Source organism: Methylopila sp. 73B (genome assembly GCF_000526315.1).
Taxonomy (GTDB): Bacteria; Pseudomonadota; Alphaproteobacteria; order Rhizobiales; family Methylopilaceae; genus Methylopila.
Genome location: NZ_JAFV01000001.1, coordinates 478,016 through 499,391 on the forward strand (window position 1 = coordinate 478,016; position 21,376 = coordinate 499,391).

A 21,376-nucleotide genomic window follows, 5' to 3' on the forward strand; every position below is an offset into this window, starting at 1 on the left:
CGCACTCTAGACTCCGCCCGTGAACAAAGAGTCGCCGCGGTCCGTCGATCGCGCGGCAGTCCCGCGAGGCCCTGATGTTCTTCGTCGCGTCCAAGATCCTGGGCTTCATCACCGCCCCGTCGAACGCGCTCGCCCTGCTCGGCCTGCTCGGGGCCGCGCTCGCCGCCTTCGGCTTTCGCGGCGCGGGCGCGGCGTTCATGGCCGTCTCCGTGCTCGGGGTCGCGATCGCGGGCCTGTCGCCGCTCGGCAATCTCCTGCTGCTGCCACTCGAGGAGCGTTTCCCCCGCGTCGAGGAAGGCCCGGCGCCGGCGGGGATCGTCGTGCTCGGCGGATCGTTCGACACTATCGTCGCAGGCTCGCGTCAGGACGTCGCGCTGACGGAGGCCGCCGAGCGCATGACCGTCGTCGCGGAGCTCGCACGGCGCTGGCCGCAGGCGCGCATCGTCTTCACCGGCGGCTCCGGCTCGATGCTGTTCGACGGGGCGACGGAGGCCGACCTCGCGGAGCGCATGTTCGTCAGCTTCGGGATCGCGCGCGAGCGCATCACGCTGGAGGGCGCGTCGCGCAACACGGTGGAGAACGCGCGCTTCACCCGCGACCTGGTGACGCCGAAGCCGGGCGAGCGCTGGCTGCTCGTCACCTCCGCCTATCACATGCCGCGGGCGATCGGCTGCTTCCGAACGGCGGACTTCCCCGTCGAGGCCTGGCCGGTGGACTACCGCACCCGCGGACCGGAGGACGCGTGGCGTCCGTTCTCCTCGGTCGGCGCGGGCCTCCGGCGGGTCGACATCGCGGTCCGGGAGTGGGTCGGGCTTGTGAGCTACTGGCTGCTGGGATATGTGAGCGCCCCGTTGCCCCGCCCTTAAAAGACCACACATACTGCGACGCAGCGTTTCGCCGTCCACAGGTCGCCCGCACCCCCGCAACGCGGCTCAAGGTTCTCCATGACTGACAGTTCCAGCGCTGGCGCGGCCGGCCCGTCCGGGTCGCCCGAGGGGTCGGCCGGCTCGCTTACGCCCGGGGCGACGGGCACGCACGGCGCGAGCGTGGCGGAGGGCTCCGTCGTCCACGACAAGCGCCACGGCTTCTGGTCGCTGACCATCGGCAGCGTCGGCGTCGTTTACGGCGACATCGGCACCAGCCCGCTCTACGCCATGCGCGAGTCCCTGCTCCACCTCGGCCACGCGCCGAGCACGGAGGAGGTGATCGGCATCGTCTCGCTGCTGACCTGGGCGCTCGTCGTCGTCGTCACCTTCAAATACGTCTTCATCCTGCTGCGGGCGGACAACCACGGCGAGGGCGGCACGCTTTCCCTGATGGCGCTCGCGCAGCAGGCGCTCGGGCGCGCCAGCACGCCGCTGCTCGCGCTCGGCGTCGTCGGCGCCGCGCTGTTCTACGGCGACGCCATCCTGACGCCCGCGATCTCGGTGCTGTCGGCGGTCGAGGGCCTCAAGGTCGCGACCCCGGTGTTCGACCCCTACGTGCTGCCGATCACCATCGGCATCATCGTCGCGCTCTACGCCGTGCAGTCCTCGGGCACGGGCAAGGTCGCGGCCTGGTTCGGGCCGATCACGGTCGTCTGGTTCATCACGCTCGCGGTGCTCGGCGCGATCCACATCTTCGACGCGCCGGTCGTCCTCCACGCGCTGAACCCCTATCACGCGGTGCTGTTCCTGGTGGAGCACGGCTGGCTCGCCTTCATCGTGCTCGGCGCGACCTTCCTGGCCGTTACCGGCGCAGAGGCGCTTTACGCCGACATGGGCCACTTCGGACGCGGGCCGATCCGGCTGGCGTGGCTCGGGCTCGTGCTGCCCTCGCTCGTGATCAACTATCTCGGCCAGGGCGCGCTCGCGATCTCGGATCCGAGCGCGATCAAGGAGCTGTTCTTCCTCACGGCCCCGGAATGGTTCCGCCTGCCGCTGGTGATCCTCGCCTGCATCGCGACCGTCGTCGCCAGCCAGGCCGTGATCTCCGGCGCCTACTCGCTCACCCGCCAGGCCATGCAGCTTGGCCTGCTGCCGCATCTTGAGGTGCAGCACACCTCCGAGACCCAGGCCGGCCAGATCTACATGCCGAAGGTCAACTGGCTGATGCTGATCGGCGTGCTGGTGCTGGTGATCGTGTTCCAGACCTCGAGCGCGCTCGCCGCCGCCTACGGCATCGCCGTCACCGGCACGATGGTGGTGACCAGCATCCTCGCGGTCGTCGTCATCGCCAAGACCTGGGGCTATGGCTGGGCCACGGCGGCGGCGGTGATGACGCCGTTCCTGATCGTCGACTTCACCTTCCTCAGCGCCAACCTGCTGAAGCTGAAGGACGGCGGCTACATCCCGCTGATCCTCGGCGCCTTCGTCGTCATGCTGATGTGGACCTGGATCCGCGGCGTGCGCTTCGTCGAGGGCCGCATCAAGCGCGAGAGCATCCCGCTCGCCGAGTTCGCGAAGTCCATGAGCACGAGCTCGGCGACGCGCGTGAAGGGCACCGCGATGTATTTGACGTCCTCGCCCGACGTCGCGCCGCCCGCGCTGCTGCACAACCTCAAGCACAACAAGGTGCTGCACGAGCGGAACGTCATCCTCACGGTGCGCACCGAGCCGTTGCCGATCGTGCCGGACAACGAGCGGATCGAGCTGCACCGGGTGTCGGAGGAGTTCGCGACCCTCCACATCCGCTACGGCTTCATGGAGGACCCGAACCTGCCGCGGGCGCTCGCCCAGGCGAAGGAGTACGGCCTGCCGTTCGACATGATGAAGACGTCGTTCTTCGTCGGCCGCCGCTCGTTCCGCGCCTCCGCCAGCGTTGGCATGCCGCTGTGGCAGGACCACGTCTTCATCGGCCTCGTGCGCCAGTCCTACGACGCCACCGAATACTTCCGCATCCCCGCCGGCCGCGTGATCGAGCTCGGCAACCAGATGGTGGTGTGAGGGGCCTGGGTCCGGTCCCTGACGGAGTGCGTGCTTCGAGACGCCCGCTGAAAAGCGGGCTCCTCAGCATGAGGAGGTTCTTGGTTTTAGGGCCAGAAACCTCCTCATGCTGAGGAGCCGACCAAGGGTCGGCGTCTCGAAGCACGCACTCCCTTAGTTAGGCGCATCGAGAGCTATTTAGCTCTCGCCGCCGTCCGAACGTTCGGCGTCCGTGATCACAGCTTCGGCTTCCGGTTCGGCCGCCTCGGGGGCCGGCAGCCCGATGCGGTAGACGCCCTTGAACAGGTTGGGATCGACCGGCTTGCCCTTGCGATAGATCGCGAGCTTGCCGCGGCGGGAGAGCCGCACGGCGGCGGCGCGGACGTCCGAGAGCCGGTCGTGCCAGTCCTCCTCGCCCCGCTGCTCGGCGACCGCGCGGGCGGCCTCCGTCGGGCAGATCGTCTTCGCCGGCCCGCGCTCGGTGGCGAGCCGCAGCACCAGATCCTCGATCGTCTCGCTCATTCCGCGGCCTCCGCCGACAGCTGTGATCCGCCCATCCACGCCGCGAGGTCGGCCCGCGCGCGGTCGGTCAGCATGCGCTTCTTCACCGCCGCCTTCTGGGCGCCCCGCGGGCGCGATCCATCGGGCAGGCGGAGCGGGCCCTCGACCGGCGGGAACAGGCCGAAGTTGACGTTCATCGGCTGGTAGCTCTTCGGGCCTTCGCCCTCGACGCTGAGGTGCCCGCCGGTAATGTGGCCAAGCAGCGCGCCGAGCGCGGTGGTGACGGGCGGCGGGGCGAAGGCGCGGCCGAGCCGCTCGCCGGCCGCGAACCGTCCGGCCATCAGGCCGACCGCCGCGCTCTCCACATAGCCCTCGCAGCCGGTGATCTGGCCGGCGAAGCGCAGCCGCGGCTGGGCCTTCAGGCGCAGCGTCGGGTCGAGCAGCTTCGGACTGTGCAGGTAGGTGTTGCGGTGCAGGCCGCCGAGCCGGGCGAACTCGGCGTTCTCGAGCCCCGGAATGGTGCGGAATAGCCGGACCTGCTCGGCGTGGCGCAGCTTCGTCTGGAAGCCGACCATGTTGTAGAGCGTGCCCAGCGCGTTGTCCTGGCGGAGCTGGACGACGGCGTAGGCCTTGACGTCGGGCTGGTGCGCGTTCGTCAGGCCCATCGGCTTCATCGGCCCGTGCCGCAACGTCTCCGGCCCGCGCTCCGCCATCACCTCGACCGGCAGGCAACCGTCGAAGTAGGGCGTCGTCGCCTCCCACTCCTTGAACGAGACCTTGTCGCCGGCGACCAGACCCGCGACGAAGGCCTCGTACTGCTCGCGCGTCATCGGGCAGTTGACGTAGTCCGCGCCGGTGCCGCCGGGGCCGACCTTGTCGTAGCGCGACTGCCGCCAGGCGATGGACATGTCGATCGAGTCGGCGTGGACGATCGGCGCGATGGCGTCGAAGAAGGCGAGCTCGCCTTCGCCGGTGAGGCCGCGCACCGCCTCCGCGAGCGCGGGCGAGGTGAGCGGGCCGGTCGCGACGATGACGCTGTCCCAGGCCTCCGGCGGCAGGCCGGCGATCTCGGCGCGCTCGATCGTCACCAGCGGATGCGCCTCCAGCGCCGCCGTCACGGCGGCCGAGAAGGCGCCGCGGTCCACCGCGAGAGCGCCGCCCGCGGGCACCTGGGCGCCGTCCGCCGCCTGCATCACCAGCGAGTTCAGCCGCCGCATCTCCTGATGCAGCAGGCCCACCGCGTTCTGCTCGGCGTCGTCGGAGCGGAACGAGTTCGAGCACACCAGTTCGGCGAGGCCGTCGGTCTGGTGCGCGTCGGTCGAGCGCTCGGGCCGCATCTCGTGCAGCGTCACGGGCACGCCGGCGTTGGCGATCTGCCACGCGGCCTCGGAGCCGGCGAGGCCGCCGCCGATGACGTGGATGGGGGAGAAAGAAGCGTCTGTCATCGCGGGAACCTAGTCGCCGCGGCGGGGCGGAGCAATGGACGCCGTTCCCACTCAGCCCGCGATCACCGCCTTCACGCCGTCGATCGCGAACTGGACGGCGAGCGCCGCGAGGACGACGCCGAGCAGGCGGGTGAGCACTAGGTTGCCGGTGCGGCCCAGCAGCCGATCGATCGGCTCGGCGAAACGGAAGGCGAGGTAGCAGGCGGCGGTGACCAGCGCGACCGTCCCGATCAGCACGCCGAAGCGGACCGGATCGCCGCCGGCGCGGCCGGAGAACAGCAGCACCGCGGCGATCGCGCCGGGTCCGGCCATCAGCGGGATCGCCAGCGGAAAGGCGGCGAGGTCGTTGTAGTGCTCCTGCAGCGCCTGCTCCGCGGTCGAGGCCTTCCGCTCCATACGCAGCTGGAAGATCATCTCGAAGGCGATCCAGAACAGCAGGATGCCGCCCGCGATCCGGAAGGCCGGCAGGGTGATGCCGAGCTGGCGCAGCAGCCAGTCGCCGACCAGCGCGAAGCCCGCCAGGACGCAGAACGCGATGATGACGGCGCGGAGCGCGATCCGCCGCCGCGCGCTCGCGCTCGCTCCCGGCGTGAGCGCCAGGAACACCGGCGCGAGGCCGACCGGATCCATCGTCACAAGCAGCGTGACGAAGGCGGACGAGACGAAATCGAGGAGCACGCGGGGATCCCGAGACGGCGCGGCGGGAGAGCCTCGGGAGCCTATCCGCAGTCGCCACGGGGCGAAAGAGCGGTGGGCGCCGGCCGTGTTTCCGGCATGCGCGCCGCGCCGCGGCCATAAGTTATTGATCTGAATAAACTTTCGGCGCGCCCGAATCGGCGGTCGAAGTTGGCGTCGGCGCGTGGAATCGTCTAGTTTGCGGGCCGCAAGCAACGATCGAAAGCATTTCAATCTTGGCCGATCCTACCGATCCGACGTCCGGCGGCCCGTCCGACATCAAGCCCGTCTCCATCGCCGACGAGATGCGCCGCTCGTATCTCGACTACGCGATGAGCGTCATCGTCGCGCGCGCGCTCCCCGACGTGCGCGACGGCCTGAAGCCGGTGCACCGCCGCATCCTGTTCTCGATGAACGAGAACGGCTACTTCCCCGATCGGCCCTACCGCAAGTCGGCCCGCGTGGTCGGCGACGTCATCGGTAAGTATCACCCGCACGGCGACCAATCGATCTACTTCGCGCTCGTCCGCATGGCGCAGGAGTTCTCGATGCGGCTGATGCTGGCGGACGGCCAGGGCAACTTCGGCTCGATCGACGGCGATATGCCGGCCGCCATGCGGTACACCGAGGTGCGGCTGGCGAAGCCCGCCATGGCGCTGCTGGCGGACATCGACGAGGACACGGTCGACTTCCAGGACAACTACGACGGCTCCGAGAAGGAGCCTTCGGTCCTGCCGGCGCAGTTCCCGAACCTGCTGGTCAACGGCGCGGGCGGCATCGCCGTCGGCATGGCGACCAACATCCCGCCCCACAATCTCGGCGAAGTGGTCGACGCCTGCGTGGCGCTGATCGAGAAGCCCGAGATGGAGGTCGAGGAGCTGCTCGAGATCGTCCCCGGTCCGGACTTCCCGACCTCGGGCCTGATCCTCGGCCGCGGCGGCATCCGCTCCGCCTACACCACCGGCCGCGGCTCGGTGATCATGCGCGGCCGGGTCGAGGTCGAGACGGTGCGCAAGGAGCGCGAGGCGCTCATCGTCTCCGAGCTGCCCTACCAGGTGAACAAGGCGACTCTGGTCGAGAAGATCGCCGAGCTGGTCCGCGACAAGCGCGTCGAGGGCGTGTCCGACCTGCGCGACGAGAGCGACCGTCAGGGCATGCGGATCGTGGTCGAGCTGAAGCGCGACGCGGTCGCCGACGTGGTGCTGAACCAGCTCTACCGGTTCTCCCAGCTGCAGGCGACGTTCGGCGTCAACATGGTGGCGCTCAACGGAGGCAAGCCGGAGCTGATGAACCTGCGCGACGTGCTCGTCGCCTTCCTCGCGTTCCGCGAGGAGGTGATCAGCCGCCGCACCAAGTTCCGCCTCAACAAGGCGCGCGACCGGGCGCATGTCTTGGTCGGCCTCGCGATCGCGGTCGCGAACATCGACGAGGTCATCCAGACGATCCGCACCGCGCCGGACCCGGCGACGGCGCGCGACCGCCTGATGGACCGCGACTGGCCGGCGATGGACGTCGCGCCGCTGATCGAGCTGATCGACGACCCGCGCCACAAGCTGGCCGCGGACGGCACCTATCGCCTCTCGTTCGAGCAGGCCCGCGCCATCCTCGAACTGCGGCTCGCCCGCCTCACGGCGCTCGGGCGCGACGAGATCGCGGAAGAGCTCGACAAGATCGCGGTCGAGATCGCCGACTACCTCGAGATCCTGCGCTCGCGCGAGCGGGTGCAGGCGATCGTGCGCGAAGAGCTGCTGGCCGCGAAGGCCCAGTTCGCCACGCCGCGGCGCACCGAGATCCTCGAGTCCGACGCCGACTTCGAGGACGAGGACCTGATCCAGCGCGAGGACATGGTCGTCACCGTGTCCCACGCCGGCTACGTCAAGCGCGTGCCGCTCGCGACCTACCGGGCGCAGCGCCGCGGCGGCAAGGGCCGCTCCGGCATGTCGTTCCGCGAGGAGGACTTCGTCGCCCGGCTGTTCGTGGCGAACACCCACACCCCGGTGCTGTTCTTCTCGTCCCGCGGCCAGGTCTACAAGGAGAAGGTGTGGCGTCTGCCGCTCGCGGCTCCCCAGGCCCGCGGCAAGGCGCTGGTCAACATGCTGCCGCTGGAGCAGGGCGAGCGCATCACGACCATCATGCCGCTCACCGAGAACGAGTCGGAGTGGGCGAAGTACGACGTGATGTTCGCGACCTCGGGCGGCACCGTCCGGCGCAACAAGCTGTCCGACTTCGTCAACGTCAACCGCTCCGGCAAGATCGCCATGAAGCTCGACGAGGGCGAGGCGATCGTCGACGTGCAGATCTGCACCGAGGACGACGACGTGCTGCTGACGACGGCCGGCGGCCAGTGCATCCGCTTCCGGGTCGACGACGTCCGCGTGTTCAAGGGCCGCGATTCGGTCGGCGTCCGCGGCGTGACGCTGGCGAAGGACGACAAGGTCATCTCGCTCTCGATCCTCCGCCACTTCGAGGCGGAGCCGGCCGAGCGGCTGGCCTATCTCAAGCTCGCGAACGCCGTGCGTCGCGGCCAGGGCGAGAGCACGGCCGAGGAGACCACGGTCGAGGCGGACGAGGACGGCGCGGCTGAGGAGGTCGCGGTCACGCCGGAGCGCTACGCCGCGATGAGCGCGGCCGAGCAGATGATCCTCACGCTGTCGGAGAACGGCTACGGCAAGCGCTCGTCGTCTTTCGAGTACCGGGTCACCGGCCGCGGCGGCAAGGGCATCGTCGCCATGGTCACCAACGAGCGCAACGGGCCGCTGGTGGCTTCGTTCCCGGTTGAGGACGGAGATCAGATCATGCTGGTCACCAACGCCGGCCAGCTGATCCGCTGCCCCGTCGAGGGCATCCGTCTCGCGGGCCGCTCGACGCAGGGGGTGATCGTGTTCAACACCGCCGAGGGCGAGCGCGTGGTCTCCGTCGAGCACATCGGCGAGGAGGAGACCGCCGAGGCAGGCGACGAGGGCGACGCCGGCGCCTGAGCGGGGAAAGAAAGGCTTAAGCTTAACTTCCGGTCATCGTTGTGGTGCGCATTCGACCATGACATCGTCCGGACGTCGGCCCGGTGGGGGAATGGCTACTCTAGGAAGCGGGAACGCTTCTACATCCTGGTTCAAGTCCAGGCTGGGCCTCCAAACTACAAGACGGCGCGTCGCAGGCTCTGCGACGCGCCGTCTTGCGTTCGGGAGTGGAAAGCCGCCCGGCCGCTCCCCAGGGGCCGGGCGTCCTCGCGCGCGTTCGGGACGAAGAGGGGCGGGATTTCGTCCAGACGCCGTTTCGCGGCGGGGGTCACCGCGCGAGGGGTTGGCTTTCGAGGGTGGTCGCGGCGCCCGACGTCCCGCCGCGCCCTGGAGCCGAGGCGGTCGCGAGCACCGCCAGCGACAGGACCGCGTAGAGCAGGGCGACGCCCGCGAGCGCCGTGCGGAGCCTTTGCGAACGCATCGTCGGTTCGGCGTTCATCACGACCTCCTCGATGTTTCGACGGCGAGAATGGCGGCGGTTGACTGAACGTTTTCTGGGCCGGCCGTTCATGCCGCGTTCACCGGTTCGAAATCGGCCGGGCTTGCCGTCCGGACCGCCCGCGCGGTAAGCACGGCGCGCAATCCGCCCTCGGGTTCACGTCGCCGGTCGCCCATGCCCCGCACCGCCTTCTACGCCGGCTCCTTCGACCCGGTGACCAATGGACACCTCGACGTGGTCGCGCGCGCGCTCACTCTCGCGGATCGGCTCGTCGTCGGAGTGGGGGTCCATGCCGGCAAGCAGCCGATCTTCCCGGCCGAGGAGCGCCGCGAGCTGATCGCCGCGACCTGCGGGCCGCTGGCCGAGACCGCGGGCGTCGCCCTCGAGATTGTCGCGTTCTCGGGTCTGGTCGTCGAGGCCGCGCGCGCGGCCGGCGCGACGCTGCTCGTCCGCGGGTTGCGGGACGCGACCGACTTCGATTACGAGATGCAGATGGCGGGCATGAACGGCGAACTCGCGCCGGACGTGCAGACCGTCTTCCTGCCCGCCGGTCCCGCGTCCCGCTTCATCACCGCCACGCTCGTCCGCCAGATCGCGGCCATGGGCGGCGACGTCTCGGCCTTCGCGCCGCCCGAGGTCGCGCGCCGGCTCGCCGATCGGTTCCGTTCATGAGCGCGCCCCCGCGCCGCTCGATCCTCCCGAGGATGCTGTCCATGAAGCTGCTGCTCGCACTCGCCTTCGCGTTCGGCCTCGCCGCCGTCGCGCCCGCAGCGGCGCAGACCGCGCCGGCCAAGGCCGGGCCGTCGATCGTGCTCGAGACCACCAAGGGCGCGGTGACCATCCGCCTGCGGCCGGACCTCGCGCCGAAGCACGTCGAGCGCATCGTCAAGCTCGTGAGCGAGAAGTTTTACGACGGCGTGCCGTTCCACCGCGTGATCGCGGGCTTCATGGCCCAGACCGGCGACCCGACCGGCACCGGCACGGGCGGCTCGAAGTACCCGGACGTCGCGGCGGAGTTCTCCAAGGAGAGCTTCAGGCGCGGCGTGGTGGGCATGGCGCGCGCGGGTTCGCCCAACAGCGCCAACAGCCAGTTCTTCATCTGCTTCGCCGCGTCCCCCTGGCTGGACGGGCAGTACACGATCGTGGGCGAAGTCACCCAGGGCATGGACGTCGTCGACAAGCTCAACAAGGGCTCGGGCGCCGGCGGCATGGTTGCAAGCCCCGACAAGGTGACATCCGCCCGCCTCGTCGGCGCGGCGGGCTGATCCCGCGCTCCGACCTCAACGACAACGAGAGGAACTGATATGAGCGATCCCGAGAACACGCTGGTTCTGGAGACGACCAAGGGCCGCGTCGTGGTGGCGCTGCGCCCCGATCTCGCGCCGGGCCATGTCGCCCGCGTGAAGGAGCTCGTCCGTCAGAAGTTCTACGACGGCGTGGTCTTCCATCGCGTGATCGACGGCTTCATGGCGCAGACCGGCGATCCCGAAGGCACCGGCCGCGGCGGGTCGGGCGTGAAGCTCAAGGCGGAGTTCTCCAAGGAGAAACACGTCCGCGGCACGGTCTCGGCGGCCCGTTCGATGGACCCGAACTCCGCCGACAGCCAGTTCTTCTTCTGCTTCGAGGACGCGCCGTGGCTCGACGGCCAGTACTCGGTGTGGGGCCAGGTCACCGAGGGCATGGAGAACATCGACAAGATCAAGCGCGGCGAGCCGGTGATCGATCCTGACAAGATCGTGTCGATCAAGGTCGCCGCGGACGCCTGAGGAGGCTTGCGACGATGCTCTCGAAACTCCTGCTCGGCCTGCCGGTCCTCGCGGTCGGCGCCGGCGTGGCCCTCCAGAGCATCGTCAACTCCGGCCTCGCGCAGCGCCTGGGCTCGCCGGTGGCGGCGAGCGCGGTGTCGTTCTGGGTGGGGACGATCGCCCTCACCACGGCGGCCGTCGCGATGGGCGTCGTCGGGCCGGCCTTCGCCAGCGCCCGCGACGTCGCGCTCGGCTGGTGGATCGGCGGCGGCCTGCTGGGCGCGGCCTTCATCGTCGTCGTCACCCTCTCGGTGCCGAAGCTCGGCGTCGCGGCGACGATCGCCTTCGTGATCGCGGGGCAACTTCTCTGCGCCGCGCTACTCGACCATTTCGGCGTGTTCGGCGTGCCGGTCCAGCCGCTCAGCTTCCTGCGCCTCGTCGGCATCGCGACGCTGTTCGTCGGCGCGCTGCTCGTGCGCCTGTTCTGAGCGCGGACGCCGGACCGCGATGGACGTCTCCCTGTTCGACTTCGATCTGCCGGAGGAGCTGATCGCGCTGCGGCCAGCGAGCCCCCGCGACAGCGCGCGCCTGCTCGTCGTGCGTCCCGGCGGGACCCCGGAGCTCGAGGATCGGCTGATCTCCGACCTGCCCGGCCTGCTCGCGCCCGGCGACGCGCTGGTGGTCAACGCCACGCGGGTGATCCCGGCCCGCCTCAGAGCCGTGCGGCTGCGGGGCGACAGCGCGGCCAGGGTCGAGCTGCTGCTGCACCAGCGCCTCGACGGCGCGCGCTGGAAAGCCTTCGCGCGCCCCGCCAAGAAGCTGCTTCCGGGGGAGCGGGTGGTGGTGGGGCCGGAGGGCGGCGCCTGCCTCCTCGGCGAGCTGGCTGCGACCGTCGAGTCCCGCGGGGAGGGCGGCGAGGTCACGCTCGCCTTCGATCTCTCGGGGCCTGATCTCGACCTCGCGATCGCCCGCGCCGGCGAGATGCCGCTGCCGCCCTACATCGAGGGCAAGCGCGCGACCGACGCCCGCGACGGCGAGGACTACCAGACGCTGTTCGCGCGCGAGCCCGGCGCCGTCGCCGCCCCGACCGCGGGCCTTCACTTCACGCCGCGTCTCATCGCGGCGCTCGACCGCCGCGGGGTCTCCCGCCACGAAACCGTGCTGCACGTGGGCGCCGGCACCTTCCTCCCCGTGAAGGTCGACGACACAGAGGACCACCGCATGCATTTCGAGAACGGCGTGCTGGAGGCCGGGACCGCCGCGGCGCTGAACGCCACGCGCGCCGCGGGCGGCCGGCTGGTCGCGGTCGGCACCACCTCGACGCGTCTGCTGGAGAGCGCGGTCGGCTCCGACGGGCGGCTTGCGGCCTTTGACGGCGCGACCGACATCTTCATCACGCCGGGTGTGCCCTTCCGGGCGGTGGACGCGCTGCTGACCAACTTCCACCTGCCGCGCTCGACCCTGATGATGCTGATCGCGGCTTTCGCCGGCCTCGACGTCGTCAAGCGCGCCTACGCCCACGCCATCGCCGAGCGCTACCGATTCTACTCCTACGGCGACGCGTGCCTGTTCCTGCCAGAGGCCTCGTCGTGTCGATAAGCTCGAGCGGGGGAGAGAAGCGGGCGTCATGCCCGCTTTCGCGGGCATCCACGACTTGGCCGGGCGTAGCGCGCCTGGCGGAAGTCGTGGATGCCCGGCTGCGCCGGGCATGACAGCGGGCAGGCGACGACGTCGAGCCGAACACGAGCGTTGAAACGAGAAATGAGCGCCATTCCCTTCACCGTCTCCGCGACCGACGGCGCCGCCCGGACCGGCGCGCTCGTCTTTCCGCGGGGCGCGATCCGCACGCCGGCGTTCATGCCGGTCGGCACCGCCGCCACCGTCAAGGCGATGTACGCCGACCAGGTGCGCGACACGGGCGCGGACGTGGTGCTGGGCAACGTCTACCACCTGATGCTGCGGCCGGGCGCGGAGCGGGTCGCGGCGCTCGGGGGGCTGCACAAGTTCATGGGCTGGTCCGGCCCCATCCTCACCGACAGCGGCGGCTTCCAGGTGATGTCGCTGTCCGCGCTGCGGAAGCTCGACCCGGACGGCGTCACCTTCCGCTCCCACATCGACGGCTCGCAGCATCGGCTGACGCCGGAGCGCTCGATCGAGATCCAGCGGCTGCTGGGCGCCGACGTCTCCATGCAGTTTGACGAGTGCGTGCGGCTGCCGGCCACCCCGGAGGAGGTCGAGCGCGCCATGCGGCTCTCGATCGCCTGGGGCGAGCGCTCGAAGGCGGCGTTCGGGACGCCTGAGGGCAGGGCGCTGTTCGGCATCGTGCAGGGCGGCGACGTGGGCGAACTCAGGAAGCAGTCGGCCCGCGCTTTGGTCGAGATCGGCTTCGACGGCTACGCCATTGGAGGGCTTGCGGTCGGAGAGCCGCAGGCGACCATGCTCGCCATGTTGGAGGAGACCACGCCCGAACTGCCGACGGACTGTCCGCGCTACCTGATGGGCGTGGGCTCGCCGGACGACCTGCTGAAGTCGGTCGCGCGCGGCGTCGACATGTTCGACTGCGTGATGCCGACGCGCGCCGGACGCCACGGTCTCGCCTACACCCGCTTTGGCCGCATCAACCTCAAGAACGCCCGTCACGCCGACGACCCGCGCCCGCTCGACCCGGAAAGCGACTGCCCGGCCGCCCGCGACTACTCCCGCGCCTATCTCCACCACCTCGTCAAGGCCGGCGAGATCCTCGGGATGATGCTGCTGACCTGGGCGAACGTGGCCTACTACCAGAGCCTGATGGCCGGGGCGCGCGGCGCGATCGCCGAGGGACGCTTCGCCGACTACGCGGCGGAGACGTCAAAGGGCTGGGCGGACGGCGACGCGGGTTCGTAAAATCGCTCGGGGTTCGTTATTGCACTGATATCCAGTTCGTTACCTTCCCAGGCTAGGTTCATGGATCGTAAGGGGCCGGGACACTACTAACTTGTCCCGAGGTGATCGTTTGGCCACAATGCGCCTTCGCGTCGGTTTGAGGGGACTCTGATGAAGCGGGTGGAAGGGAAGGGATCAGGCGCGGTCGCTCTGACGCGCGTGCGGACTGAGATCCGCGCCGCGCTCGGGCTGCTCGCGTTCTTCAGCGTCGCCATCAACCTGCTGCTGCTCGTCCCCTCGCTCTACATGATGCAGGTCTACGACCGCGTCCTGCGCAGCGGCGTGGTGGAGACGCTGATCTACATCACGCTGATCGCCGCGGCGTCGATCGCGGTCTACGCGGCGCTCGAGTCGCTGCGTCTGCGGACGCTCGCCCGCATCGGCGAGTGGATCGAGGACACGCTGTTCGAGCCGGTGTTCGCGGCGGCAATGGGGGCCGAGCGGGGGCTCGTGAAGTCCTCCACCGGCGCCTACGAGGGCACGCCGTTCAACGACCTGCGCGCGGTGCGCTCCTTCCTCTCGGGGCCGACGTTGCCGTCGCTGTGCGACACGCCGTGGATGCCGCTGTTCCTGCTCGGCTGCACCATCATCCATCCCTATCTCGGCCTGCTGGGCCTCGTGTTCTCGGTCCTCATCATCGCGCTCGCGCTCGTCAACGACCGGGTGACGAAGCCGGCGACCGAAAAGGTCGCGCAGGGGCATCAGGAAGCGCAACGCGTGCTGGCGGAAGCCGCGCGCAACGTCGACACCGTCTCCGCCATGGGCCTCGGCCGGCCGCTCGCCGAGCGCGCCAGCCGGGCGAACAGCGCCTCAACCGCGCTGCTGGCGGACGCGACCGACACCGGCACGGTGATGATCGGCGCCGGCAAGTTCCTGCGCGTCGTCGCCCAGATCGCGACGCTCGCGCTCGGCGCCTGGCTCTCGCTCGGCGGCCACATCACGCCCGGCGGCATGATCGCGAGCTCGATCCTGCTGTCGCGCGCGCTCGCTCCGCTCGACCAGTCGATCGCCGCGTGGCGCGGCCTCCAGCAGGCGAGCGCGGCCTGGAAGCGCATCTCGGAGCTGCTGAACGCCTCCGAGGCCATCGTCGAGGAGCCGATCGCGCTGCCGCAGCCCGAGGGCCGCCTGACGCTCGCCGGCGTCACCGTGATGGCGCCGGGCGCCGAGCGCGCGATCATCGCGGGCGTCTCGCTCAACGTCGCCCCGGGCGAGACGCTCGCCTTCATCGGGCCGTCCGGCTCCGGCAAGAGCACGCTCTGCCGCGCGATGGTGGGGTCGCGCGCGGCGCACCGCGGCTCCGTGCGGCTCGACGGCGGCGACATCATGCACTGGCGCGACGACCAGCGCCGCCGCTTCGTGGGCTATCTCTCGCAGGGCACCGAGCTGTTCTCCGGCCGCGTCCGCGACATCATCGCCCGCTTCGACGAGCCCGACGACGCCAAGGTGGTGGACGCGGCGAAGCTCGCCGGCTGCCACGCCCTGATCCAGGCGCTGCCGCAGGGCTACGACACCGTGCTCGTCAACGGCGGCGCGCCGCTGTCCGGCGGCCAGCGCCAGCGCGTCGCGCTCGCCCGCGCCGTCTACGGCGACGTGCGCATCGTCGTGCTGGACGAGCCCAACGCCAGCCTCGACGGCGAGGGCGAACGCGCGCTTGTCACCTGCATGGCGGCTTTGAAGCAGCGCGGCGTCACCGTGGTGCTCGTGACCCACAAGCCGGCGCTCGCCCAGCTCGCGGACCGCGTCGCGGTCATGCAGAACGGCCAGATCTCGCGGCTCGGGCCGCCGACCGAAGTGCTGCGCGAACTGATGGCGCCGGTGCCGAACGAGCCGCGGACCGCCGTGGCGGGAGCGGGACGATGAGCGGGACGCGTTCGCCAAAACTCTCCGCGCGGCTTCGCGGCGTCACCTTCGGCGGCTGCGTCGTGGTGTTCGGCTTCATGGGCGGCTTCGCCGTGTGGGCCACGACCGCGCCGCTCGCCGCCGGCGCCGTGGTGCGCGGCGTCGTCGGCCCCGAGGCCAGCCGCAAGATCGTGCAGCACCTCGAGGGCGGCATCGTCGCCGAGATCCTCGTTAGGGAAGGCGACCTCGTGAAGCGCGGCCAGCCGCTGCTGACGCTGGAGCGCGCGCAGGCGCAGGCGGCCTACGGGCAGTTCCGCAACACGCTGTCGCGCCGTCAGGCCGAGGCGGCCCGGCTCGCGGCCCAGCTGACCAAGGCCGAGACTATCGATTTTTCCGCCGCCTTCCAGGCCGACCCCAACGATCCGACGCTGCCGGCGTTCATCGAAGGCCAGCGCGCGCTGTTCGAGACCACCCGGCGCGACCAGGCGGAGCGGCTGGAGCTGCTGAAGGCGCAGATCGGCAAGCTGCAGGCGCAGATCGACGGCAACCGCGACCGCATCGGCGGCACGCTCGCCCAGCGCAACCTGATCGACGTCGAGATCGCCGACACGCAGGGGCTGTTCGACAAGGGCTTGGCCCGAAAACCGCAGATGCTCGCGCTGCAGCGCCGCCGGTCCGAGCTCGACACCGATGTCGCGGCCTTCAACGCCGACATCCGCCGCGCCGAGGCCGAGATCGTCGAGAAGCAGGTGACGCTCCGCAACGTCGTCACCCAGCACCTCAACGAGACCTCCACCGACCTCGCCAAGGCCCGCTCCGAGATCGCGGGCCTCGAGGCCCGCGTGTCGGCGACCGGCGACATTCTCACGCGCACCGCGGTGATCGCGCCCGAGACCGGCTTCGTGCTGAACCTGCAGGCCAAGACGGTCGGCGGCGTCGTGCGGCCGGGCACGGAGATCCTCGAGATCGTCCCGACCGAAGGCGACCTCGTGATCGAGGGCAAGGTCACCCCGCAGGAGATCCGCAACATCGAGTCCGGCATGCCGGCGCGGGTGTCGTTCCTCACCTTCGCGCAGCGCGACATGCCGATGATCCCGGGCCACGTGCTGCAGGTCGCGGCCGACATCATGACCGACCCCCAGACGCGCGAGACCTACTACACCGCGAAGGTCACCGTCGACCGGGCGGCCTTCCTCGCCTACGCCCGGCCCGAGGACCTCAAGCCCGGCACGCCGGTCGAGGCCTATGTCGAGGCGAAGAAGCGTGTTGCGGCGGAGTATTTCCTCGACCCCATCGTGCACTCGTTCCGCCGCAGCTTCCGCGAGCAGTGATCGCGCAACGTCGCGCGAAGGTCGCCATGAGCTGAAGGCGCGGCGGCGCCGCGTAACGCGTGCGCCGTCTGCTGCGCGGCGGAGGCCAGGTCTTCCGCGCGACGCCGTCTCGGGGCCGGCGTGCTCGCCCGGCGCCGATCTGTTCGCCGACGCCGTCGCCCAGATCTTGGTTCGCGCGCGCGGGGCGGAACCTCGGACGGGCCTCGGCGGTTTGCCCTGTCTGGGGCAATGAGCCTGTCTTCGGCAGGCGGAAGGTGACGACCGTTGGCCATCTCGGAGGAATTTTCGCAGCCGCTGCAGGTCACGGCCGGCAGCGAGCGGCTGACGCTCGCGCAGCGGCGCGGCGCGTCCATCGGCCGCCTGCTCGATGCCGGCGCCAAGGTCAGCCTGATCGGCCTGTTCGTCATCGTGCTGTCGACCGCGCTCAAGTTCGCCGCGGAAATCCTGATGCCGATGACGCTCGCGCTGATCCTCGGCCTGCTGCTCGGCCCCGGCATCGGCCGCATCGAGAAGAAGGGCGTGCCCTCGACGCTCGCCGCCCTCGTCGTGGTGCTGCTGCTGATCGCGCTGATCTATCTCTCGGCCTACGCCTTCTCGCTGCCGCTGCAGTCCTGGATCGACCGCGCTCCCGAGCTGTGGCGCGCGCTGCAGGTCAAGGTCATCGAATTTCGCGCGACCTTTCTGCAGATCCAGCAGGTCTCGGAGTCGCTGGAGAAGGTCGCCAACATGGGCGACAAGCAGACGCCGAAGGTGGTGCTGGAACACGCGGGGCTGCTGTCGAGCGCCGCGCTGTCCGCCCCGGCCCTGATCGGCCAGGCCGCTCTGTTCCTCTGCACGCTGTTCTTCTACCTCGCGACGCGCACCCAGATCCGCCAGGGGCTGCTCGGCCTCTGCCTCGGCCGCAAGGCGCGGCTGACGGCGGGCCGCGTGATGCGAGACGTCGAAGCCCGGGTCTCGGACTATCTCGTCACCATCACCGTCATCAACTTCGCGCTCGGGGTCGCGACCACGCTGCTGATGTGGGCGCTCGGCCTTCCCAGCCCCTCGCTCTGGGGCGCGCTCGCCTTCGTGCTGAACTACGCGCCGTTCCTCGGCCCCGCGCTGCTGACCCTGATCCTCGCGGGCGTCAGCCTGGTGAGCTTCGACACCACGCTCGCGGCCATGGCGCCGCCGCTCGCCTTCGTCCTGCTCACCTTCCTCGAGGGCAACATCCTGACCCCGATGGTGCTCGGCCATCGCTTCACCATCAACCCGCTGCTGGTCCTGCTGGCGCTGGCCTTCTGGCTGTGGCTGTGGGGGCCCGTCGGCGCCTTCCTCGCCGTGCCGTTGCTGGTGATCGCCCTGGTGCTGATGAAGCACCTGCTGCTGCCGCAGGTCGCGCTGAAGGAGGAAGCCGACCGCCGCGCGGTGCGGCGCTACCGCATCGTGCGCCGCCGCTCGAAGCGCGGCGGAGGCGTGGTCGGGCGTCCCGCGCCGGCGGAGTGAGCGGAACGAAGCCGGCGCACTGCGGGTTAGCCCTGAGACGACCGTTCACAGGAGGACATCATGTTCGCAGGCCCGAACGTCCCGAACCCGCCCATGCCCGGCGAGCCCGTGCGCCCGCCTATCCCCGACGAGGTCCCGGTGCAGGACCCGGATATCGTGCCGAACCCCGACCCGTCGATCGACCCCTCGATCGACGACGAACCAATTTCGCCGCCCGAGCCGCCGATGGTCGAACCGCCAATGTGAGGGGCATCGTGTAGCTGCCCTTGCCTCGGCTTAAAACTCCGAGCAGGATTTGATCCTCGCGGAGTAGCTCGCATGGCCGACGTTCTGATTCCCGCCGGGTCGACACGCAAGTCGTCGGTGGCTTTGGCTGGAGATACCCTGGAGGTCGAGGGTCGGCTTGTCGTTCTCTCAGGCGTGGCGGCAGTACAGGCCGATGGCGGCGGGGCAGTGCTCAACAGCGGCGTCATTCGGTCCCAGGTCTCGGCAATCGACACGTTCGGCGCCGAAACGGGTTCCGTAAGCGTCGGCAATCTTGCATCCGGTTCACTGTCGTCCGTTGAGGGAAACGCGATTGACGTCGCTGGTTCGGCGCAAATGCGCGTTTCGATCGCAAACGCGGGGGCGATTTGGTCCGCCGAGAACGACGCGATCTATCTGCGCGCTCGATTCGACCTTCTGAACTCCGGCTCGATCATTGGTGGACAGAGCGCGACAGCGACCTTGGCGGCGGGGATTGAAATCGACGCCGACAGTTTTGGCACGATCATCAATCGTGGCGCCGGCGCCCGGATTGCAGGCGACAGTTACGGTATTTTGCGGTCGAGCCTACCGGACGGAGCGACGCCGGCCGGATTGGTAATCAACAACGAGGACGGCGCTAGGATCGTTGGCCTAGGCGGGGCCGGCGTCGCCGGCGAGGAGGTGCTCGGACGGATTGAGAACAGCGGCGAGATCGTGGGACTGGCGGACCGGTTCGGCGTAAGCCGGGGCGTCGTCGTCTACCAAAGCGCGTCGTCGAAGTTCGGCGTGACGATCGTCAACGACGGTGACATCCGTGCCGGCGCCGGCTCGGATTCAGTCGGCGTCGACACCGGCGCGGGATCGATCGAAAACCAATCCGACGGTCGGATCGTCGGCGGCGACGTTGGCGTCCGGAGTTCCGGCGACGCGGGTCTGGGCCTTCGCCTAGTGAACGACGGAGTAATCTGGGGTCGGTCTAGCTTCGGTCTCGAACTGACCTCCGGCTCGGACGACACGGTGACGAACGGCGGGCATATCCACGGAGGCAACGGCGTCGCCATCGCCTTCGGCGCCGGCGACGACGTCTTCAACGTCCGCGACGGCTCCCGCACGACCGGCCTCGTCGACGGCGGCGACGACATCGACGTGTTGAGCTATGCCGCGTTCTCACGCGCGGTCAGCGTTGATCTCGCCGCTGGGAAGGCCCCGGGGACGGGCGGCGTTCGCGGATTCGAGAACGTGGTCGGGTCAGCCTATTCGGATCTCTTGAACGGCGATGCGGCGGGCAACCGGCTGGTCGGCGGCGCGGGCGACGATGTTCTCCGAGGGGCCGGCGGCAGGGACGTGCTGATCGGAGGCGCCGGCGCGGATACGTTCGTGTTTACGCGCGCAGGCGATGGCGCTGACGTGATTTCAGATTTTGAATCCGGCGAAGACGCCCTCTCCCTTTGGAGAGGAAGCGCGTCCTCGGTCGAGATCAACACGACGGGGACGGCGACAGCGGCGGGCACGTTGTTTGTCTATGATCTCGACACCGGAAAACTCTTCTTCGATTCTGACGGCTCGGGCTCGGCGAACGCGGTCCTGCTCGCCACGCTGCGTGGCGCGCCCGCGGTAGAGGCTGGAGACTTCCTTTTCGGCGGCTCCCAGGCGTAGCCGCCCGCGCGTCGAAGGACCGCGCAAGGGCTCCCGGTGGGCGGTCGAGGGTCCGCCGCGATGTCCTAACGTACAATCGGGCGGGGGAGTGGTCCTGGCGACGCCGAGATCCGATGCCCGAATGATGGTGAGCGCGCTGGGACTCGAACCCAGGACCTACAGATTAAAAGTCCGTTGCTCTACCAACTGAGCTACGCGCTCGCGACCGGCATGCGGCGCGGCGCGGACACTAGTTGGGGGGCGCTTCGCTTTCAAGCGGGTTTCGCAAGAGCGCGCTTCCGCCGCGTTCTGGCCTTGGGCACTCCGGCCGCTTCGAGGAAGCCGATCATTTCGCGGCGGCAGGCGTCGGACGGGAAGGCGCGGGCGGGTACGAACTGAAAGAGCCGGTCCGAGTGATATAGAAGCACCATTCCGCCGCGTTCCAGCCAGGCGTGATGGTCTGCCCACGCCAAGTCGGACTGTCCATGAGCTCCTTGGACCACGTTTCGCTTCGCGTCCCACGTCATCGTGATCTCGTCTTGCATAAGCTTTTGCTGGGCGAAGGTTCTGCGGGCGCTGAACGGAATGGTCGCAAAGTAGGCGAGCGGCTGTGAGCCCACGACGCCGATCAAAACGATGAGCGGTATGTACCGAAAGACCAGCCACGAGCCGAGGTGCTGGGGCTCGGCCGGAATCAACGGCGTGGCCATGGCTAAGAACGCCAGCGCGCCAATCAACGAGACCATAAGCGGCCGCTGAAGCTCGTTCAGGAAATGCGCGCGCATTGCCGCGTTCAGGTCCTGCCAGGTCGGGCGCATGCGAATCATGGTCATGAGCGGCTCGTGATCATGGCGCACCCGTCTCCTTCCCTGGTCCCCGCCGCACGGTGAACCGGCGTCCTCCACCGTCGGGTTCGCTCGACAGCAGCGCGTCGCCGTTTTCGCGCAGGAAGTTGGGCACGTCGAGGGTCGCGAGCGGGTCGTCGGTCCGCACGGCGACCGTCGCGCCGGGGGGAATGCCGAGCAGCGCCTTGCGCAGCTTGAGCACCGGAAGCGGGCACCGCAGGCCTCGCAGATCGAGCGTCGTGGGCTCGGTCACAGCGGCGCGCCCGCGGGCGGGAGGTTCTTGGGTGCGCTGCAGCAACACGCGAAATTTCCGCGACGGCGGCGCGGTGCTGCACTGCAGTCAGC

The 21,376-nt window shown here is 69.6% G+C and carries 20 protein-coding genes and 2 tRNA genes; 15 read left to right on the plus strand and 7 right to left on the minus strand.

What is annotated here, in order from left to right; genetic code table 11:
- Positions 1-74 precede the first annotated feature (74 nt).
- Both K244_RS0102310 and K244_RS0102315 read left to right on the plus strand, forming a co-directional pair.
- A complete protein-coding gene (locus tag K244_RS0102310) occupies positions 75-866 on the plus strand; it encodes a YdcF family protein (RefSeq protein WP_020184628.1) in 792 nt (263 codons plus the stop codon).
- A 78-nt stretch (positions 867-944) separates the two neighbouring features.
- Positions 945-2,924: a potassium transporter Kup gene (locus tag K244_RS0102315; protein WP_024816268.1), complete on the plus strand. Its 1,980-nt coding sequence runs from the start codon at positions 945-947 to the stop codon at positions 2,922-2,924.
- A gap of 177 nt (positions 2,925-3,101) precedes the next feature.
- Here K244_RS0102315 and K244_RS21355 read toward each other — a convergent pair whose 3' ends face one another.
- From K244_RS21355 to K244_RS0102330, 3 genes are read right to left on the minus strand one after another with little or no spacing between them, the layout of a single operon-like run.
- Entirely contained in the window at positions 3,102-3,425 is a 324-nt protein-coding gene (locus K244_RS21355; RefSeq protein ID WP_020184630.1) for a DUF3253 domain-containing protein, read from the minus strand.
- Positions 3,422-4,849, minus strand: coding sequence for a methylenetetrahydrofolate--tRNA-(uracil(54)-C(5))-methyltransferase (FADH(2)-oxidizing) TrmFO (gene trmFO, locus K244_RS0102325; protein WP_020184631.1), 1,428 nt, complete (start codon positions 4,847-4,849; stop codon positions 3,422-3,424). The genes K244_RS21355 and trmFO overlap by 4 nt, the downstream gene beginning before the upstream one ends.
- A 51-nt stretch (positions 4,850-4,900) precedes the next feature.
- The gene (locus K244_RS0102330; protein ID WP_020184632.1) at positions 4,901-5,527 is read right to left on the minus strand and encodes a MarC family protein; all 627 of its coding nucleotides are present in this window, start codon (positions 5,525-5,527) and stop codon (positions 4,901-4,903) included.
- A gap of 233 nt (positions 5,528-5,760) precedes the next feature.
- Between K244_RS0102330 and gyrA the strand changes: the two genes are divergently transcribed.
- Both gyrA and K244_RS23400 read left to right on the plus strand, forming a co-directional pair.
- Positions 5,761-8,502 (plus strand): DNA gyrase subunit A, encoded by a 2,742-nt coding sequence (gene gyrA / locus K244_RS0102335; RefSeq protein WP_020184633.1) that lies wholly within the window; start codon positions 5,761-5,763, stop codon positions 8,500-8,502.
- 77 nt (positions 8,503-8,579) lie between these two features.
- Positions 8,580-8,655 (plus strand) — tRNA-OTHER (locus tag K244_RS23400).
- Positions 8,656-8,809: 154 nt separating this feature from the next.
- Here K244_RS23400 and K244_RS23405 read toward each other — a convergent pair.
- The gene (locus tag K244_RS23405; RefSeq protein ID WP_020184634.1) at positions 8,810-8,980 is read right to left on the minus strand and encodes a hypothetical protein; all 171 of its coding nucleotides are present in this window, start codon (positions 8,978-8,980) and stop codon (positions 8,810-8,812) included.
- Positions 8,981-9,154: 174 nt separating this feature from the next.
- On the opposite strand from K244_RS23405, the gene coaD reads away from it, so the two are divergent.
- The 11 genes from coaD (at position 9,155) to K244_RS0102395 (ending at position 20,207) form a co-directional block, all read left to right on the plus strand.
- Positions 9,155-9,652, plus strand: a complete 498-nt coding sequence (gene coaD / locus K244_RS0102345; protein ID WP_020184635.1) for a pantetheine-phosphate adenylyltransferase — start codon at positions 9,155-9,157, stop codon at positions 9,650-9,652.
- Between the two features lie 41 nt (positions 9,653-9,693).
- Positions 9,694-10,245 carry a peptidylprolyl isomerase gene (locus tag K244_RS0102350; RefSeq protein ID WP_020184636.1) on the plus strand — a complete coding sequence of 184 codons (552 nt, stop codon included), beginning with the start codon at positions 9,694-9,696 and terminating at the stop codon, positions 10,243-10,245.
- Between the two features lie 39 nt (positions 10,246-10,284).
- Entirely contained in the window at positions 10,285-10,746 is a 462-nt protein-coding gene (locus K244_RS0102355; protein WP_020184637.1) for a peptidylprolyl isomerase, read from the plus strand.
- A gap of 14 nt (positions 10,747-10,760) precedes the next feature.
- Entirely contained in the window at positions 10,761-11,213 is a 453-nt protein-coding gene (locus K244_RS0102360; protein ID WP_020184638.1) for a DMT family transporter, read from the plus strand.
- Positions 11,214-11,232: 19 nt separating this feature from the next.
- Complete coding sequence (gene queA / locus K244_RS0102365; protein ID WP_020184639.1) at positions 11,233-12,324, plus strand: tRNA preQ1(34) S-adenosylmethionine ribosyltransferase-isomerase QueA; 1,092 nt, start codon at positions 11,233-11,235, stop codon at positions 12,322-12,324.
- 162 nt (positions 12,325-12,486) lie between these two features.
- Positions 12,487-13,611 carry a tRNA guanosine(34) transglycosylase Tgt gene (tgt, locus tag K244_RS0102370; protein ID WP_020184640.1) on the plus strand — a complete coding sequence of 375 codons (1,125 nt, stop codon included), beginning with the start codon at positions 12,487-12,489 and terminating at the stop codon, positions 13,609-13,611.
- 150 nt (positions 13,612-13,761) lie between these two features.
- Entirely contained in the window at positions 13,762-15,510 is a 1,749-nt protein-coding gene (locus K244_RS0102375; RefSeq protein WP_020184641.1) for a type I secretion system permease/ATPase, read from the plus strand.
- A complete protein-coding gene (locus tag K244_RS0102380) occupies positions 15,507-16,820 on the plus strand; it encodes an HlyD family type I secretion periplasmic adaptor subunit (protein WP_020184642.1) in 1,314 nt (437 codons plus the stop codon). Before K244_RS0102375 ends, K244_RS0102380 begins: the two co-directional genes overlap by 4 nt.
- Positions 16,821-17,084: 264 nt before the next feature.
- Complete coding sequence (locus K244_RS0102385) at positions 17,085-18,305, plus strand: AI-2E family transporter (RefSeq protein ID WP_020184643.1); 1,221 nt, start codon at positions 17,085-17,087, stop codon at positions 18,303-18,305.
- Positions 18,306-18,365: 60 nt separating this feature from the next.
- A complete protein-coding gene (locus tag K244_RS0102390) occupies positions 18,366-18,551 on the plus strand; it encodes a hypothetical protein (protein ID WP_020184644.1) in 186 nt (61 codons plus the stop codon).
- 72 nt (positions 18,552-18,623) lie between these two features.
- Positions 18,624-20,207 (plus strand): calcium-binding protein, encoded by a 1,584-nt coding sequence (locus tag K244_RS0102395; protein WP_155931532.1) that lies wholly within the window; start codon positions 18,624-18,626, stop codon positions 20,205-20,207.
- A gap of 125 nt (positions 20,208-20,332) precedes the next feature.
- Here the strand turns inward: K244_RS0102395 and K244_RS0102400 are convergent.
- The 3 genes from K244_RS0102400 to K244_RS0102410 all read right to left on the minus strand — a co-directional run bounded on the left by K244_RS0102400 (position 20,333) and on the right by K244_RS0102410 (position 21,284).
- Positions 20,333-20,408, minus strand: a tRNA-Lys gene (locus K244_RS0102400).
- Positions 20,409-20,458: 50 nt separating this feature from the next.
- A complete protein-coding gene (locus tag K244_RS0102405; protein WP_155931534.1) occupies positions 20,459-21,019 on the minus strand; it encodes a YcxB family protein in 561 nt (186 codons plus the stop codon).
- Between the two features lie 13 nt (positions 21,020-21,032).
- Positions 21,033-21,284, minus strand: coding sequence for a sulfurtransferase TusA family protein (locus K244_RS0102410; protein WP_020184647.1), 252 nt, complete (start codon positions 21,282-21,284; stop codon positions 21,033-21,035).
- Positions 21,285-21,376 lie beyond the last annotated feature (92 nt).

What these genes read in the sequence shown, in the direction of transcription:
- K244_RS0102350 (WP_020184636.1), top strand. Translation starts at nt 9,694, where the DNA reads ATGAAGCTGCTGCTCGCACTCGCCTTCGCGTTCGGCCTCGCCGCCGTC.
- K244_RS0102390 (WP_020184644.1), top strand. Translation starts at nt 18,366, where the DNA reads ATGTTCGCAGGCCCGAACGTCCCGAACCCGCCCATGCCCGGCGAGCCC.
- K244_RS0102380 (WP_020184642.1), top strand. Translation starts at nt 15,507, where the DNA reads ATGAGCGGGACGCGTTCGCCAAAACTCTCCGCGCGGCTTCGCGGCGTC.
- K244_RS0102375 (WP_020184641.1), top strand. Translation starts at nt 13,762, where the DNA reads ATGAAGCGGGTGGAAGGGAAGGGATCAGGCGCGGTCGCTCTGACGCGC.
- trmFO (WP_020184631.1), bottom strand. Translation starts at nt 4,849, where the DNA reads ATGACAGACGCTTCTTTCTCCCCCATCCACGTCATCGGCGGCGGCCTC.
- coaD (WP_020184635.1), top strand. Translation starts at nt 9,155, where the DNA reads ATGCCCCGCACCGCCTTCTACGCCGGCTCCTTCGACCCGGTGACCAAT.
- K244_RS23405 (WP_020184634.1), bottom strand. Translation starts at nt 8,980, where the DNA reads ATGAACGCCGAACCGACGATGCGTTCGCAAAGGCTCCGCACGGCGCTC.
- K244_RS21355 (WP_020184630.1), bottom strand. Translation starts at nt 3,425, where the DNA reads ATGAGCGAGACGATCGAGGATCTGGTGCTGCGGCTCGCCACCGAGCGC.
- K244_RS0102395 (WP_155931532.1), top strand. Translation starts at nt 18,624, where the DNA reads ATGGCCGACGTTCTGATTCCCGCCGGGTCGACACGCAAGTCGTCGGTG.
- K244_RS0102405 (WP_155931534.1), bottom strand. Translation starts at nt 21,019, where the DNA reads ATGACCATGATTCGCATGCGCCCGACCTGGCAGGACCTGAACGCGGCA.
- queA (WP_020184639.1), top strand. Translation starts at nt 11,233, where the DNA reads ATGGACGTCTCCCTGTTCGACTTCGATCTGCCGGAGGAGCTGATCGCG.
- tgt (WP_020184640.1), top strand. Translation starts at nt 12,487, where the DNA reads ATGAGCGCCATTCCCTTCACCGTCTCCGCGACCGACGGCGCCGCCCGG.
- K244_RS0102355 (WP_020184637.1), top strand. Translation starts at nt 10,285, where the DNA reads ATGAGCGATCCCGAGAACACGCTGGTTCTGGAGACGACCAAGGGCCGC.
- K244_RS0102360 (WP_020184638.1), top strand. Translation starts at nt 10,761, where the DNA reads ATGCTCTCGAAACTCCTGCTCGGCCTGCCGGTCCTCGCGGTCGGCGCC.
- K244_RS0102310 (WP_020184628.1), top strand. Translation starts at nt 75, where the DNA reads ATGTTCTTCGTCGCGTCCAAGATCCTGGGCTTCATCACCGCCCCGTCG.
- K244_RS0102315 (WP_024816268.1), top strand. Translation starts at nt 945, where the DNA reads ATGACTGACAGTTCCAGCGCTGGCGCGGCCGGCCCGTCCGGGTCGCCC.